This window comes from Variovorax sp. P2_H12, from assembly GCF_056403395.1.
In genome coordinates, this window is record NZ_JBFUFO010000035.1 from 33,241 (window position 1) to 48,295 (window position 15,055).

The following is a 15,055-nucleotide window of genomic DNA, read 5'->3' on the forward strand; positions in this document are numbered from 1 at the left end:
CGAGAGGCTCAGACTGCCGCCGGGCGGGCCAGCCGCAACGCGTGCATCCAGGCCCTGCGCAGCACGGCCGGCGAGCGCGACTCCTCGGGGATCAGCAGGAAGCCGCGGTCGCGCAGCGCATTGCCGAGCGCGATCTGGCTGGTCAGCACCGTCAGCGGGATCGCCAGCAGCAGCGGCAGGCCGACCGGCATCAGCCAGGTCAGCGCGCTGGCATCGATCAGCGCGATGCCGACCGCCAGCGCGGCGATCACCAGGGTCATCGGCGCCAGCTGCTGCAGCGCGATGCGCCACGGCACGGCGGCCGCTTCGCGCGGGGGCGACTTCCAGTCGAGCTTGAGGCCGGTCAGGGCGACGACCACGAACAGCGAGTGCGCGAGCATCCGCACCGGCGCCTGCACGATGGCCAGCGCGCTTTCGAGCAGGGCGCTCTTGAGCAGGCCGCCGATGCCGCCGAACTGGCGCTGCTCGCCGCGCAGCACGACCGCCACGATGCCCAGCACGCGCGGCAGGAACAGCAGGCACAGGGTCCACAGCCAGAGGCCGGCCAGCTCCATCGGCATCGCGAGCCAGTGCTCGACCACGCTCGAGCCGCTGAGCCACAGGGCGGTGCCCAGGGTCAGGAAGGCCAGCCACAGCGGTGCCGAGGCATAGGCCATGGTGCCGGTGACGAACATCGCGCGGTGCACCGGATGCAGGCCGGGTTCGGTCATCAGGCGGGCGTTCTGCAGGTTGCCCTGGCACCAGCGGCGGTCGCGCTGCAGTTCGGACAGCAGGTCCGGCGGCTGCTGCTCGTAGCTGCCGACCAGGTCGGCCACCAGCCACACGTGGTAGCCGGCACGGCGCATCAGCGCGGCCTCGACGAAGTCGTGCGACATGATGCCGCCCGACATGCCGCCGGAGCCCTTGATCGGCGCCAGCGCGCAGTGCTCCATGAAGGGCTGGACGCGGATGATCGCGTTGTGGCCCCAGTAGTGCGACTCGCCGAGCTGCCAGAACTGCATGCCGAGCGTGAACAGGCGGCCCGTCATGCGCGAGGCGAACTGCTGGGCGCGGGCGTGCAGCGTGACATGGCCGATGGCCTGGGTCGCGGTCTGGATGATCCCGGCCGTCGGGTTGGCTTCCATCAGCTTGACCATCGAGGTCAGGCAGTCGCCGCTCATGACGCTGTCGGCGTCGAGCACCACCATGTAGCGGTAGTCCTTGCCCCAGCGGCGGCAGAAGTCGGCCACGTTGCCGGCCTTGCGGTGCGTGCGGCGGGTGCGCAGGCGGTAGTAGACCTCGACCTGGGGCTGGCTCGGGTTGTTCGCGTAGTTGAGGGCCAGCGCGGCGCGCAGGTCTTCCCAGGCGGCGCGCTCGGCGGCGGCGATCTCGGGCGTGTAGCTGTCGGACAGCACGAAGACGTCGAACTGCTGTGCGTGGCCGGTGGCGGCCACCGATTCGCAGGTCGCGCGCAGGCCGGCGAACACCGTCGACACGTCCTCGTTGCAGATCGGCATGATGATCGCCGTGCGCGCTTCGGGGTTCATCGGGTGGTCGGCCACCTGCTTGCCCGACAGCGCGTGCTTGTCACCGCGCACCGAGACGTAGAAGCCCATCAGCGCGGTCACGAAACCGGTCACGACCCAGCCCGACAGGACGGCGTAGAGCGCGATCTGGCTGTATTCGAGCCACAGGTTGTCGTAGTCGGGCTGGACACGGGCGAAGAGCGTGCCGGCGATCACGGTGCTCAGCAGCGTCAGCGCCGTGAAGGCGAAGCGTCGCTGGGCGGCCGCGCGCTGCCAGGGCTGCTGGATGCCGGTCGCGGCCCTGGGGGCGGCTGCCTTGCCGGCGCCGAGCTTGACCAGCAGGGCGGTGCCGATGCTGTTCCAGAAGCCGCGCCAGGGGCGCGGCGTCATCGAGCCCCGGTTGATCGGGGGGGCCGTCACGGAGTTGGGGTGGCGTTCCTCGCGCAGCGGGCTGCGGTGCGAGAAATCGGCTTCCGCCAGCAGCTTCGCCTGGACGTACAGATGGGGCTTCACGTGCTTCAGCCCCGTTGCTTGTCGAGGGAGGGCGTGTCGCCGATTGCCGGAAAGCGCTTGAACACGCTTTCGGGCGCGATGCTGCCGGCGCCCGCCAGGGCAGCCAGCGAATGACCCGCGGCGCGGGGCCGCGAGAGGGAAAACTGCTTTTGACGCAGGCCGTCGCGCTGCGGACGCAGTGCGAAAGTGGGGCTGGTGAGTGCTGTCATGCCTCTACAGGGGCAAACCCTGTGCCAGCCCGGAAAAACCCTTTGAAATCAATCGCTTGGACTGATTTTTCGGTTTTTCAGGGGGGTGGGCGGCCAGAACCGCGGCCAAACCCCCCGAATTTGTCGCCTGGGCCCGACAGCCACCGAGCCTGACTGACAAAACCCAATCAAATCAACAACTTGGCGTGTCGCTGGTCAGCGACCGCTTTCGCTGCCCGGTGACGCGGCGTCGGCCTTGAAGTGTCCCGGCGTGAGTTCGTGCTTCTGCAGCAGGCGGTAGAACTCGGTCCGGTTGCGGTCCGCGAGGCGGGCCGCGTCGGCGACATTGCCGTCGGTCAGCTTGAGCAGGCCGACCAGGTAGTCGCGCTCGAAGCGCTGCTTGGCCTCGGCGTAGGTCTGGACCTCGACGCTCGGCACCCGCAGGGCGCGCTGCACCAGGGCCAGCGGGATCAGCGGCGAGCTCGAGAGGGCGCAGACCTGCTCGACGACGTTGAACAGCTGGCGCACGTTGCCGGGCCAGGAGGCGGTGGTCAGTGCCTTCAGCGCCTCGGGCGCGAAGCCCGACAAGCGCTTGTTGTACTTGGTCGACAGCCGCTGCAGGAAGTGGTTGGCCAGCAACGGAATGTCCTCGCGCCGCGCCGACAGCGGCGGCAGGCTCAGTGTCACGACATTGAGGCGGTAGTAGAGGTCTTCGCGGAACTGTCCGGCCTCCATCGCGGCATCGAGGTCGCGGTGGGTGGCCGAGATGATCCGGACGTCGACCGCGATCGACTGGCTGGCGCCGAGCGGCCGCACCGCGCGCTCCTGCAGCACCCGCAGCAGCTTGACCTGCAGCGCCGGCGGCATGTCCCCGATCTCGTCCAGGAGCAGGGTGCCGCCGTCGGCCTGCTGGAACAGGCCCTTGTGGTTGGCGACCGCGTCGGTGAAGGCGCCCTTCATGTGGCCGAACAGCTCGGATTCCAGCAGCGCTTCGGGGATGGCGCCGCAATTGACCGCCACGAAGGGCTTGTCGGCGCGCGCGCTCGCGCGGTGGATGGCGCGCGCCAGCACCTCCTTGCCGGCGCCGCTGTCGCCGCGCAGCAGCACGCTGGCATCCGACTTGGCGACCATCCTGGCCTCGGCCAGCAGCTCGGCCATGCGGTTGCTGCGGCTCACGATCTCGGCGCGCCAGCTTTCGTCGCCGGCCTTGCCGGGCGTGGCGGCCGGCGCGCCCAGGGCCAGCGCCTGGCCGATCTTTTCGAGCAGCTCGCGGGCGTCGTAGGGCTTGGTGAGGTAGGTGAAGACGCCGCGCGCCGTGGCCTCGACGGCGTCGGGAATGGTGCCGTGCGCGGTCAGCAGGATCACGGGCAAGGTCGGATGGCGCTTGCGGACCTCGTCGAACAGCGCCAGGCCGTCGCGGCCCGGCAGCCGGACGTCGCTGAGCACGAGCTGGGGATGCTCGATCTCGAGCTGGGTCAGCGCCGATTCGGCCGAGGTCACGGCCGTGACCTGGTAGCCGGCAGAGGTGAGTCGCATCGACAGCAGGCGCAGCATGTCGGCGTCGTCGTCGACCACCAGCAGGCGGGCGCCGCGCGCCGGCGCGTCGGGCGGCAGCTTCGGGGGCGGCGACGATGGCGTGCTGCTCACGGGGCGGCTTTCGGCATCGTCGGGGCCGTGGCCGGCGCCGGACGCGCAAAGCTGCGTTCGATCGCCCGCAGCGCCTCGATCCGGTCGTTGAGCTGGTCGATGCGCCGCTGGCTGTCGCGCAGTTGCTGCGCCTGCTTGTCGCGGTCGTCCTCGACCTTGCGCTGCTCCGTATATCGCGCCGCCAGGGTACGGGCCAGCGGCTGAAGCGGCTGGGCGTCAGCCGAGGGATTGGCGGTCACGCGCTGCAGCAGGCCGATGGCGCGCGCAAGGTCGGCCGACGAGCGGGTCTGGGCCAGCACGATCGCCATCTGCATCTGGACCGCGGGTGTCTCGACCAGATCGCCGAGCCGGTTGAGCTCGGCCGCGAGTTCGGGTGGACCGAGCGGGCGCACCTTGTCGGCATAGGCCAGCGTGGCGCCCACCGGACCCTGGGTCCATTGGGTGAAGAGGCCCGCGGGCTGCGTCGCGGGCGCCAGCGGCTCGGCCTCGACCGGGGTGATCGCCGGCGGCGCGGGCGGCGGGGTGACGGCCACCGCGACCGCCTCGGCCGGCGGCTTGCGAGGGACGGCGCAGCCGGCCAGCAGCAGCGGCACGACGAAGGTCATGGCGGCGGCGGATCTGCGAAAGATCGGAGAGAACATGAAACTAGGAAAAGGCGCGTGGGCGATGGATTTCAGGCGGAGCGCGGCAGCGCGATGCGGAATCGCGCACCCGGCCCCTCCGGCAGCAGCGTGACGCGGCCACCATGGGCTGCAATGTACTCCTGCACGATCGAAAGGCCGATGCCGGTGCCCTTGACCGAATGCTGGGGCTGTCGTTCGCCGCGGTAGAAAGGCTCGAAGACCCGGTCGCGATCGCCCTCGGCGATACCCGGGCCGGCGTCGGCGATGTCGATCTGCGCGGTGTCGGCGGTGCTCGACACCGTGATCGTGATGGTGCCGCCGCGGGCCGAGAAGCGGATCGCGTTCGACAGCAGGTTGGCCAGCGCGGTGCCGAGCTTGACCGGGTCGACCACCACCGAGATCGGCTCGCCCTCGGCGCGCACGGTGAGGCCGTTGGCCTGCCATTGCAGCCGCTGGGCCTCGATCTGCTCCTCGACCAGCGGCAGCAGCGGCGTGCGCTCGCGGCGCAGCTCGCGGGCTTCGAAGGCGGCCGCGTTGAAGCGCAGCAGGGCCTCGATCTGGCCCTGCAGCGCGACCGTGTTCTGCTGCAGGATCTGCGTCACCTCGTGCTGGGCCGGATTAAGCGCGCCGGTCACGCCGTCCTCCAGCAGCGAGACGCCTTCGCGCAACGCGGCCAGCGGGGTCTTGAGTTCATGGGAGACGTGTCGCAGGAACCGTGCCTTGTCGGCGTCGAGTTCGGTCAGCCGCAGCCGCAGCCACTCGAGCTGCTGCGACACCCGCCGCACGTCGGCCGGGCCGTGGATGTCGATCGGCACGTCCAGCCGGTTCTCGCCGAGCCCGACGATGGCGCGCTCGAGCCGCTTGAACGGCCGTGCCAGCCAGACGCCGAAGGCCAGCGCCAGCGACACCGCCAGGGCGCTGGCGGCGATCACCAGCCGCATCAGCCGCTTGCGCGCGGACTCGATGCGCTGCGCGAGTTCGTTGTTCTGGGTCTCGATCAGGAACTGCGCCTGTTGCGCGATGTTGGTGTTGAGGGCGTCGAGCTCGCGGAACTGCGTGGCCATCGAGCTCTCGCGCGCCAGCGAGGTCTCGGGCGCGCCGCTCATGAGGCCCTGGATCACCTCCAGCTGCTCGCGCCACCGGTCGGGGCCGTCGGCGCCCAGGCCGTTGGCGGACAGCCGTCCGAGCACCTGGCGGGCGTCGCGCGCAGCGTCGTCGAAGCGGCGCCGCAACACGGCGTCGTTGAGCACCAGCGATTGGCGGCCGGCGCGCTCCATCGCGGCGCTGCGCTCGGCCAGCGACTGGGCGGCGCCCGATAGCGTGAGCGCGCGCGCCGCGGCATCGCGGCTCTGGGTCATCAGCACGTCGTACTGGAACACGGCGCGCAGGGCGACCCCCACCAACAGCGCGGTGATCAGCAGGAACGCGAACAGCAGCAACTGCTGGAAAGAGCCGCGCGCCGCAGTCAGTTTCGCCATCAGGCGACCGATTCGGCCGTCACGACCTCGCCGCGCAGCGTGTAGGCCAGCGAGCGCGTGATGCGCACATCGATCATCTGCCCGACCAGCCGGGCGTCGCCCTCGAAGTTGACCACCCGGTTGCACTCGGTGCGGCCCATGAGCTCGTGCGCGTTCTTGCGCGAGGCGCCTTCGACCAGCACCCGCTGCACGCTGGCGACCCGGCTTTCGCCGAAGCGCCGGACGTTGCCGTCGATCACGGCCTGCAGCTGCTGCAGCCGCGCCAGCTTGACCGCATGCGGCGTGTCGTCGTGCAGCGCCGCCGCCGGCGTGCCGGGCCGCGGACTGAAGATGAAGCTGAAGCTGGCGTCGAAATCGAGGTCGTCGATCAGCTTCATCATCTTGCCGAAGTCCTCGTCGGTCTCGCCCGGGAAGCCGACGATGAAGTCGCTGCTGAGCGCGAGATCGGGACGGATCGCGCGCAGCTTGCGCACCGTGCTCTTGTATTCCATGGCGGTGTAGCCGCGCTTCATCGCCATCAGGATGCGGTCGCTGCCGTGCTGCACCGGCAGGTGCAGGTGGCTCACGAGCTGCGGCACGCGCGCATAGGCGTCGATCAGCCGCGCGGTGAACTCGTTGGGGTGGCTGGTGGTGTAGCGGATGCGCTCGATGCCCGGGATCTCGGCGATGTACTCGATCAGGGTGGCGAAGTCGGCGATCTCCGCCGTGTCGCCCATCCGGCCGCGGTAGGCATTCACGTTCTGCCCCAGCAAGGTGACCTCGCGCACGCCCTGCTCGACCAGCCCGGCGACCTCGACCAGCACGTCGTCCAGCGGCCGGTTGATCTCCTCGCCGCGGGTGTAGGGCACCACGCAGTAGCTGCAGTACTTGGAGCAGCCTTCCATGATCGAGACGAAGGCGGTGACGCCCTCGACGCGCGCCGGCGGCAGGTGGTCGAATTTCTCGATCTCGGGGAAGCTGATGTCCACTTGCGGTCGGCCCTCGCGCTCGCGCTGGGTCAGCATCTCGGGCAGCCGGTGCAGGGTCTGGGGCCCGAAGACCACGTCGACATAGGGCGCACGCGCGATGATCGCCGCGCCCTCCTGGCTGGCGACGCAGCCGCCGACGCCGATCTTCACGCCCTTGGCCTTCAGGTGCTTGACGCGGCCGAGGTCGGAGAACACCTTTTCCTGCGCCTTCTCGCGCACCGAGCAGGTGTTGAAGAGGATCAGGTCGGCCTCGTCCACGTTGGTGGTCGGTTCGTAGCCTTCGGCGGCGCGCAGCACGTCGGCCATCTTGTCCGAGTCGTACTCGTTCATCTGGCAGCCGAAGGTCTTGATGAAAACTTTGGGGGTCATGGGGCTCTCCCTCGAGATAAGGATGTCACTGACTCGGCCGGGCGCTTCGCGGGACACCGCGGAACTGGCTCCGCCAGGCCGCTGGTGTCGCCCCCGGCGAGGGGGTGGGCGGCTACACGAAGTGAGCCAACCCGGGGGTGAGCGATCTACTGCCCGTATCTGGGCAACTGGTCGAACGGCGTCTTGCCGTCGTCGCGCGGGCCGCTGTCGGCCACGAAGGGCCAGAAATTGAGCAGCGGCTTTTCGGCCGAGGCCCGCTTGGCCCGGGCCTCGTCGGGCGACAGGATCCAGACTTCGCGCACCAGGCCTGCGGCGTCGCGGGTGTAGTTCACCAGCAGGTTCTGGCCGGTGATCGAGGCCGGCATCACCAGCATGCGGTCGGCGCTGCGGATGCGGGCGCCGGGCGACAGCCGCTCGGGCTGGCCATCGAGCTGGATCTCGGGCGCATTCACGACCATGAAGCGGCCGCGCAGGGTGCCCGGAGGGAAATTGCGTCCGCCGTTCGCGGCCTCGTTCTGGGTCGCCGAAGGCTCGACGAGCTGGGCCGCGGCGTCGCCGCCGAAGAGGGCGACGGCGGGCGCGATCAGCAGGGCGGCCAGTGCGATCAGAATGGGCGATGTTCGGGGCGATGTGCAGCGATTCATGGGGTATATCCAGAGGCTGTGGAGCGCGAATTCTAGCGGCCAGGGGCGCCAAGAGCAGCCACCGGAAGCCACCGACCGTGCCATTCTGCCTGGCCGCTTTACATTTCTTTACGGCAGATGTGGGCTCTTTCTGCGCGCCGCTGCTCCAATAGTTGCCGCCGCCAGAAAAGTGCGAGCCGCCGGCCCCACGATCCCTCAGATGCCACCTGGAATCCCATGAAGAAGAATCTCGTTCTCGTCCTGTCGGGTGTGCTGGTCGTCGCCGCCGCGGCGGGCACCTGGTGGTGGTCGGGCGCCAAGACGCGCAGCGCCGCGGCCACCCAGGCCGCCGCCCCCGGCGCCCCGGCCCTGGTCACCCTGGCGGCCGCGCAGCGGCAGAACGTCCCGGTCACGGTGCAGGTCAACGGCAGCGTGGTGTCCCTCAACAGCGTGGACCTGCGGCCGCAAGTGACGAACACGGTGCGCGAGGTGCACGTGAAGGAAGGCCAGTTCGTCAAGGCCGGCCAGCTGCTGTTCACGCTCGACGACCGCCCCGACCAGGCCAATCTCGCCAAGGCGCGCGCCCAGCAGCAGCGCGACGAGGCCATGCTGGCCGACCTGGAACGCCAGTACAAGCGCAGCCAGGACCTGGTGGCGCAGGCCTTCATCGCCAAGAGCGCCGCCGATGCGACGCTGTCGCAGCTGGAGGCGCAACGCGCCGCCGTGGCGGCCGACCGGGCGGCGGTGCAGTCGGCCCAGGTGGCCCTGGGCTACGCGACGCTGCGCGCGCCGATCGCCGGGCGCATCGGCGCGGTCAACATCTATCCGGGCACGCTGGTGCAGCCCAGCCTGTCGCTGGTCACGATCACCCAGCTCGACCCGATCGCGGTGAGCTTCCCGGTGCCTGAAGGCAAGCTGCAGGATCTGCTGACGGCGGCGCGCGAGCACACGCCGGTCGAGGCGCTGGTGGCCGGGCGCAAGGCACCGCTGTCGGGCACGCTGAGCTTCGTCGACAACACGGTCGACCCGTTGATCGGCACGGTGCGTGCCAAGGCGGTGTTCGACAACGCCGACCAGGCGCTCTGGCCCGGCCAGTTCGTCGAGACCCGGGTGACGGTGCGCACGATCGAGAATGCGACCGTGCTGCCGGCCTCGGCGCTCATGATGCTGGCCGACGGCAGCTCGGTCTACGTCGTGGATGCCGAGCGCAAGGCCGCGCGGCGCAAGGTCGAGGCCGTCTACAACTTCGGCACCCAGGTCGTGGTCCGCGGCGTCGAGCCGGGCGAGCAGGTGGTGATCGAGGGCAAGCAGAACGTGCGGCCGGGCGGCAAGGTGCGGGTCGACGCGCCGCCGGCCCCGCAGCAGAAACAGCAGCCCGGCAACGCGGCGCCCGGGCCCTCGCCGGGCAGTGCGGCCTCGGTCGCGCCGTCCAGCGCCAGCGTCGTCGCGGACCGGGAGCGCACATGAACATCTCCGAGCTGTGCATCCGTCGTCCCGCGATGACGGTGCTGCTCTCCGCCGCGGTGGTGGTGGTCGGCATCTTTGCCTATTTCCAGATCCCGGTCGCGGCGCTGCCGAGCTACAACACGCCGATCATCAACGTCTCGGCGCAGCTGCCGGGCGCCAGTCCCGAGACCATGGCCTCGTCGGTCGCGCTGCCGCTCGAAAAGCAGTTCTCCACCATCCCGGGCCTGCAGACCATCAGCTCGGTCAACACCCAGGGCGTGACCTCGGTCACGCTCGAGTTCGTCAGCACGCGCGACATCGACGCCGCCGCGGTCGACGTCCAGGCCGCCTTGCTGCGAGCCCAGCGGCAACTGCCGACCGAACTGACCCAGCTGCCGTCCTATCGCAAGGTCAACCCGGCCGATGCGCCGGTGCTGTTCATCGCGATGGTGTCGAACTCGATGACGCCGGCCGAGCTCAACGACTATGCCGAGAACCTGATCTCGCCGACGCTGTCGACCATCGACGGCGTGGCGCAGGTGGCGGTCTACGGACAGAAGCGCTTCGCGGTCCGCATCAAGGCCGACGCCGACCTGCTCAACGCGCGCAACATCACGCTCGACGAACTTGCAAATGCGGTGCGCCTGGCCAACGCCAACACGCCGGTCGGCGTGCTCGACGGCCCGCGCCAGACGCTCACGATCCAGGCCAACGCGCAGATGCTCAAGGCCGCCGACTTCGCCAAGCTGATCGTCGGCCAGCGCAACGGCGCGCCGGTGCGCCTCGATGAGGTGGCGACCATCGAGGACAGCTTCGAGTCGGTCAAGACCGCGAGCAGCTTCAACGGCCAGAGCTCGATCTCGCTGGCGGTGCAGCGCCAGCCGAACGCCAACACGGTGCAGGTGGTCGATGCGGTGCGCGCGCTGATGCCGCGCTTCAAGGAGGAGCTGCCGCAGTCGGTCGAGATCAACATGGTCAACGACCGCTCGCTGTCGATCCGCGAAGCCGTGCACGACGTCCAGCTGACGCTGCTGGGCACCATCCTGCTGGTGGTGCTGGTGATCTTCCTGTTCCTGCACCGCCTGGTGGCGACGCTGATCCCGGCGCTGACGATCCCGATCTCGCTGGTCGGCGCGGTGGCGCTGCTCTATGCCTTCGGCTACAGCCTGGACAACGTCTCGCTGCTGGGCATCACGCTGGCCGTGGGGCTGGTGGTGGACGACGCCATCGTGGTGCTCGAGAACATCATGCGCTACGTCGAGAAGGGCATGGAGCCTTTCGCCGCCGCGCTGCGCGGCGCCCGCGAGGTCGGCTTCACGATCATCTCGATCTCGATCTCGCTGGTGGCGGTGTTCATCCCGATCTTCTTCATGCCGGGCGTGATCGGGCTGCTGTTCCACGAATTCGCGGTGGTGGTGGGGCTCGCGGTGATGGTCTCGGCGGTGGTCTCGCTGACGCTGGTGCCGATGCTCGCGAGCCGCCTTCTCAAGCACACGCCGCACAGCGGCACGCCCGATCACGAAGAAGCGCATCCCGAGCCGGGCACGGCGATCGGGCGGGCCTTCGAGCGCGGCTATCGCCGGGTGCATGGCGGCTACATGCGCACGCTCGACTGGACGCTCGCCCATCGTCCGCTGATGCTGATCGTCGCGGGCTCGACCTTCGCGCTCACGGCCTGGATGTTCATCACCATTCCGAAGGGCTTCTTCCCCGAAGAGGACATCGGCCAGATCCAGATCACGACCGAGGCCGCCGAGGACATCTCCTTCCCGGCCATGAAGGCGCTGCAGGACCGCGTGGCCGCGGCGCTGCAGGAGGATCCGAGCGTGGCCTATGTCAACTCCTTCATCGGCGTTGGCGGGCCGACCGCGACCCAGAACTCGGGCCGCCTGTTCGCGGTGCTGAAAGCGCGCAGCGAGCGCCCGCCGATGCCGCAGGTGCTGGAGTCGCTGCGCAAGCGCTTCCGCGAGATCCCGGGCATCGCGGTCTACATGCAGCCGGTGCAGAACCTGCGCCTGGGCGGCCGCCAGAGCAAGGCGCGTTTCCAGTACACGCTGCAGAGCGTCAACGCCGGCACGATGGGCGTGTGGGCCGACCGGCTGATGGAGAAGATGCGCGCCGACCCGGTGTTCCGCGACGTCACGAGCGACTCGCAGAACCGCGGCCTGCAGGCCACGCTCGACATCGACCGCGACAAGGCCGGGGTGCTCGGCGTCGCGGTCGGCGACCTGCGCACCGCGCTCTACAACGCCTATGGCGACCGCCAGATCGGCAGCATCTACGGCGACAGCAACACCTACCAGGTGATCCTGTCGGCGGCCGATGACGACCGCCGGTTCGAGGAGGACATGTCGCGGCTGTCGGTGCGCAACAAGGCCGGCCAGCTGGTGCCGCTGTCGGCGTTCTCGACCGTCAAGCGCACCGTGGGACCGACCGCAGTCAACCACCAGGGCCAGTTGCAGGCGGTCACGGTGTCGTTCAACCTGGCGCCCGACGTGCCGCTGGGCAATGCCACCGCGAAGATCGATCAGTTCAAGGCCGAGCTGAAGATGCCCGAATCGATCATCACCAGCTACGGCGGCGACGCGGCCGTGTTCCAGAGCTCGCAGTCGAGCCAGGCGGTGCTGCTGGTGCTGGCGATCCTGGTGATCTACGTGCTGCTCGGAGTGCTCTACGAGAGCTACATCCATCCGCTGACCATCCTGGCCGGGTTGCCCTCGGCAGCGGTGGGCGCGCTGCTCTCGCTCAAGCTGTTCGGCTTCGACCTGACCTTGATCGCGACGATCGGCATCCTGCTCCTGATCGGCATCGTGAAGAAGAACGCCATCATGATGATCGACTTCGCGCTCGCCGCCCAGCGCAGCGAGGGCATGAAGCCCGAGGACGCCATCCGCGAGGCCTGCCGGCTGCGCTTCCGGCCGATCCTGATGACCACGCTGGCCGCCATGATGGGCGCGCTGCCGCTCGCGCTGGGCCTCGGCGCCGGCGCCGAACTGCGCCAGCCGCTCGGCGTGGCAGTGGTCGGCGGCCTGATCTTCTCGCAGGTGATCACGCTCTACATCACGCCGGCGATCTATCTCGCGCTCGATCGCTACAGCGGCAGCGGACCGCTGCAGGAGCTGCCGGACGAAGCCACGACGCACGCCGCGCACGCCTGAGGCGTCACTGGCGAGCGCGCAGCAGCCCCCGATGAGGGGCCGCTGTCGGCGATCAGGCCGCCGTGTTTTCGAGCGCCGGCATCGCGGCCGACGGCACCTGTCGCGTCGCGACTGCGTTGGCGATGCTGCTGGAGTTTGCCGGGCTGGACTGCCGGCCGTCGCCGTGGATGACGCGCAAAGCCCAGTCGCAGACCTCGTTCATGAAGGTCTGCTGGCTGGTCTGCATGATCAGTCCGTGATCGATCTCGCGAAAGAACCTGTACTCGACTTTGCGCGCAAATGCCTCTTGGGAGAAGGGGCCGAGCTGGTCGAGCTTCCTGTCCTTCACGTGGACGGTTCCGGTGTAGATGAGCAGCAGGGCGACGTTGCGCTCCGCCAGTTGGTTCATCGACCGACAGAAGTATTCGGGCGAGTCTTCCACGGCCTCCGTCGCGAAGATGCCCGACCCTGCTGCCGAAGCCGGCGTCGCGGGCTTGCGCAGCAGGGTGCGTTTGGCCAAGCGCATCGCGAGACCCAGCAGCGAACCCAGGGTCGCATCCGCCAGCGCCCGGCGCGCACTGCGTTCAAAGCGCGCGCGGCGCCCCGGGAAGGCGTAGCCGTCGAACATCAGCAGGCCCACCACGCGCGGGTCCGCGACGCTGAGAACCAGTCCGTTGAAGGCCCCGGAACAGAGTCCAATCACGATGAAGCGGTGGACGCCGAGCATGGTTCCGACCAGGTTCATTGCCGCCTGCAGGTCGAGCCTGGCCTGGGTCCGGAAGTGCTCCGTTCCGGTCGCCGGCCGGCTGTCCCCCAGGCCCGCCAGATCGATGCGGATGCTGCTGATGCCACGGGCGGCCAACTGTCGCGCCAGCTTCACGTTGCTGCGTCGAGGGCCGATGCGATGGATGGCGCCCATGTTGAACATCAGGCACGCGACCGGGGCACACTTGCCGTCGCCCGGCGTCGTGACAATGCCGATCAGCGAGCCGTCGGGTCCGAATTGGACGGGAGTCTCGTTGTAGTCAGTCATTGATTTCTGCCAGCAGGCGTTGCAGCGCCTCGGCGGGGACCATGGCGCTGTTGGGGAACGGATCGGATGTCCAGATCAGCGAGTGCTGGAACGGCGCAGCCTTGACTTTCGCATCGCGCTCGGCTTCTGCGTGCGCCCACTGCAGGGCCAGATTGTCTTCGGGCTTCGCCAGCACCACGGTCTCGTGGGTGCCGGTCAGCCGCAGCGACTGAGGCGTCAGCCCGCGCAATTGATCGCGCAGCGCCGGCGAGACACCGAAACCGATCAGCTCGTCGGTGAAGGATTCACTGTCGTCCCTGAGGCGACGGCGCCAGGTGCGATCGGCAATCCAGTAGGATTGTTCGAGCGCCGCGACATGGTTCTCCCTCAATTCGTTGAAGTAGCGCGCGCCGTCCACGATCGGATCCCACAGGATCAGCCGCGATGGATCGCAGCGGCCGCTGCGTGTCGCCATCGTGGCCACCGTGGCGCCGAGACGGGAGCCGAGCCACACGATGCGCCTCGGGGTCGTGAGCCGGTGCAATTCCTCATGCGCCGTGCAGACGTCGCGTCGCCAGCCTTCCAGCTCGCCGTCGATGTCCTCGCCGGGTGAATCGCCGGTGCCATAGGGGTCGAAGCGCAGCACCGCGATTCCGGTGCGCGCGAGCCGATCCGACAGCACGCGGAAGAGGCGGTGCGAACGGACCACCTCCTGTCCGAAGGGGGCGCAAATCAGGACCGCGATCCGGCCCTCGCGCTCGGGTGGATGGAACAGGCCGAACAGCCGCCGCGCGGGTGGGCCAAAGAGCATCGGGGTCATGTGTACAACTCTAATTCTTGAAACGGCGGATGCGTCGGTTCGATGGCGTCGACCGCGAGCATGCGGGCGGCGGCGCACACCAGGCCTTCGCCGCCGTCGAAGGATGCGAGCGCCAAGCGCGCCAGTCCGTCTTCGACGGGGATCAGCACTTCCCGCGTCTGCAGCGGGTCGAGGCCGACTTCGAAACTGCGCGTGTCGATGCTGAGGCCCAGGCCCGTGGCCTTGAGGCAGGCTTCCTTGCGGGTCCAGCAGACCAGGAAGGCCCGGTCGCGCCGCTCGGGCGGCAGCGCCGCCAGCGCCAGCCGCTCGGCGTCCGTGAAGTGGGCGCAGGCCAGGGTGTCGGCGTCCGGCATGGGCCTCAGCAGTTCGAGATCGACGCCGATCTCGGCCTTGTCGCTGATCGCGATCAACGCCACCGCCTGGCTGTGGCTGAGGTTGAAGTGCACGTCGGTCGGCTCGGCCAGTGCCGGCTTGCCGAAAGCCCCGGCCGTGAAGTCCAGCATGGCGCCAGGGATGCCGGTGTGCATGGACAGCAGACCGCGAAGCGCGGCATGGGCGGCGATGAAGCGATGACGGTCGCGCGCGAAGACGAAACGGCGCGCGCGCTCCCACTCGTCGTCCGACAAGCAGGCCGCATCGGCCGGCGTCGGCGCGGTGTCGAGGTCGACGCGCCACAGCAGAAGACCGTGCGCCGTCGAGGGAAGGTGCAGCATGGACATGGCTTTT

At 69.1% G+C, this 15,055-nt stretch carries 12 protein-coding genes; 2 read left to right on the forward strand and 10 right to left on the reverse strand.

Annotated features, from left to right (window positions below):
- Positions 1-8 precede the first annotated feature (8 nt).
- The 7 genes from mdoH to AC1DYK_RS25500 all read right to left on the reverse strand — a co-directional run bounded on the left by mdoH (position 9) and on the right by AC1DYK_RS25500 (position 7,935).
- Positions 9-2,018, reverse strand: coding sequence for a glucans biosynthesis glucosyltransferase MdoH (mdoH, locus tag AC1DYK_RS25470; protein WP_478168818.1), 2,010 nt, complete (start codon positions 2,016-2,018; stop codon positions 9-11).
- Positions 2,019-2,023: 5 nt separating this feature from the next.
- Positions 2,024-2,227, reverse strand: coding sequence for a hypothetical protein (locus tag AC1DYK_RS25475; protein WP_478168819.1), 204 nt, complete (start codon positions 2,225-2,227; stop codon positions 2,024-2,026).
- Positions 2,228-2,422: 195 nt separating this feature from the next.
- The gene (locus AC1DYK_RS25480; protein WP_478168837.1) at positions 2,423-3,760 is read right to left on the reverse strand and encodes a sigma 54-interacting transcriptional regulator; all 1,338 of its coding nucleotides are present in this window, start codon (positions 3,758-3,760) and stop codon (positions 2,423-2,425) included.
- An 89-nt stretch (positions 3,761-3,849) separates the two neighbouring features.
- A complete protein-coding gene (locus tag AC1DYK_RS25485) occupies positions 3,850-4,494 on the reverse strand; it encodes a hypothetical protein (RefSeq protein ID WP_478168820.1) in 645 nt (214 codons plus the stop codon).
- Between the two features lie 32 nt (positions 4,495-4,526).
- Complete coding sequence (locus AC1DYK_RS25490) at positions 4,527-5,954, reverse strand: sensor histidine kinase (protein ID WP_478168821.1); 1,428 nt, start codon at positions 5,952-5,954, stop codon at positions 4,527-4,529.
- Positions 5,954-7,291: a tRNA (N6-isopentenyl adenosine(37)-C2)-methylthiotransferase MiaB gene (miaB, locus tag AC1DYK_RS25495; protein WP_478168822.1), complete on the reverse strand. Its 1,338-nt coding sequence runs from the start codon at positions 7,289-7,291 to the stop codon at positions 5,954-5,956. Before miaB ends, AC1DYK_RS25490 begins: the two co-directional genes overlap by 1 nt.
- Positions 7,292-7,437: 146 nt before the next feature.
- Complete coding sequence (locus AC1DYK_RS25500; protein WP_478168823.1) at positions 7,438-7,935, reverse strand: hypothetical protein; 498 nt, start codon at positions 7,933-7,935, stop codon at positions 7,438-7,440.
- A gap of 216 nt (positions 7,936-8,151) precedes the next feature.
- Here AC1DYK_RS25500 and AC1DYK_RS25505 point away from each other — a divergent pair, with 216 nt between their 5' ends.
- Entirely contained in the window at positions 8,152-9,381 is a 1,230-nt protein-coding gene (locus AC1DYK_RS25505; protein ID WP_478168824.1) for an efflux RND transporter periplasmic adaptor subunit, read from the forward strand.
- Complete coding sequence (locus tag AC1DYK_RS25510; RefSeq protein WP_478168825.1) at positions 9,378-12,518, forward strand: efflux RND transporter permease subunit; 3,141 nt, start codon at positions 9,378-9,380, stop codon at positions 12,516-12,518. Before AC1DYK_RS25505 ends, AC1DYK_RS25510 begins: the two co-directional genes overlap by 4 nt.
- A 52-nt stretch (positions 12,519-12,570) precedes the next feature.
- Here AC1DYK_RS25510 and AC1DYK_RS25515 read toward each other — a convergent pair whose 3' ends face one another.
- Genes AC1DYK_RS25515 through AC1DYK_RS25525 form a run of 3 tightly spaced genes read right to left on the reverse strand, consistent with a single transcriptional unit; the run spans position 12,571 to position 15,048 of the window.
- A complete protein-coding gene (locus AC1DYK_RS25515; RefSeq protein ID WP_478168826.1) occupies positions 12,571-13,530 on the reverse strand; it encodes an alpha/beta hydrolase in 960 nt (319 codons plus the stop codon).
- On the reverse strand, positions 13,523-14,329 hold the full coding sequence (locus AC1DYK_RS25520; RefSeq protein WP_478168827.1) for an alpha/beta fold hydrolase: 807 nt from the start codon (positions 14,327-14,329) through the stop codon (positions 13,523-13,525). The genes AC1DYK_RS25515 and AC1DYK_RS25520 overlap by 8 nt, the downstream gene beginning before the upstream one ends.
- Positions 14,326-15,048, reverse strand: coding sequence for a 4'-phosphopantetheinyl transferase family protein (locus AC1DYK_RS25525; protein WP_478168828.1), 723 nt, complete (start codon positions 15,046-15,048; stop codon positions 14,326-14,328). Before AC1DYK_RS25525 ends, AC1DYK_RS25520 begins: the two co-directional genes overlap by 4 nt.
- Positions 15,049-15,055: the final 7 nt, after the last annotated feature.

What these genes read in the sequence shown, in the direction of transcription:
- AC1DYK_RS25480 (WP_478168837.1), bottom strand. Translation starts at nt 3,760, where the DNA reads ATGCTGCGCCTGCTGTCGATGCGACTCACCTCTGCCGGCTACCAGGTC.
- AC1DYK_RS25500 (WP_478168823.1), bottom strand. Translation starts at nt 7,935, where the DNA reads ATGAATCGCTGCACATCGCCCCGAACATCGCCCATTCTGATCGCACTG.
- AC1DYK_RS25525 (WP_478168828.1), bottom strand. Translation starts at nt 15,048, where the DNA reads ATGTCCATGCTGCACCTTCCCTCGACGGCGCACGGTCTTCTGCTGTGG.
- AC1DYK_RS25515 (WP_478168826.1), bottom strand. Translation starts at nt 13,530, where the DNA reads ATGACTGACTACAACGAGACTCCCGTCCAATTCGGACCCGACGGCTCG.
- AC1DYK_RS25505 (WP_478168824.1), top strand. Translation starts at nt 8,152, where the DNA reads ATGAAGAAGAATCTCGTTCTCGTCCTGTCGGGTGTGCTGGTCGTCGCC.
- miaB (WP_478168822.1), bottom strand. Translation starts at nt 7,291, where the DNA reads ATGACCCCCAAAGTTTTCATCAAGACCTTCGGCTGCCAGATGAACGAG.
- AC1DYK_RS25520 (WP_478168827.1), bottom strand. Translation starts at nt 14,329, where the DNA reads ATGACCCCGATGCTCTTTGGCCCACCCGCGCGGCGGCTGTTCGGCCTG.
- AC1DYK_RS25475 (WP_478168819.1), bottom strand. Translation starts at nt 2,227, where the DNA reads ATGACAGCACTCACCAGCCCCACTTTCGCACTGCGTCCGCAGCGCGAC.
- AC1DYK_RS25510 (WP_478168825.1), top strand. Translation starts at nt 9,378, where the DNA reads ATGAACATCTCCGAGCTGTGCATCCGTCGTCCCGCGATGACGGTGCTG.
- AC1DYK_RS25485 (WP_478168820.1), bottom strand. Translation starts at nt 4,494, where the DNA reads ATGTTCTCTCCGATCTTTCGCAGATCCGCCGCCGCCATGACCTTCGTC.
- AC1DYK_RS25490 (WP_478168821.1), bottom strand. Translation starts at nt 5,954, where the DNA reads ATGGCGAAACTGACTGCGGCGCGCGGCTCTTTCCAGCAGTTGCTGCTG.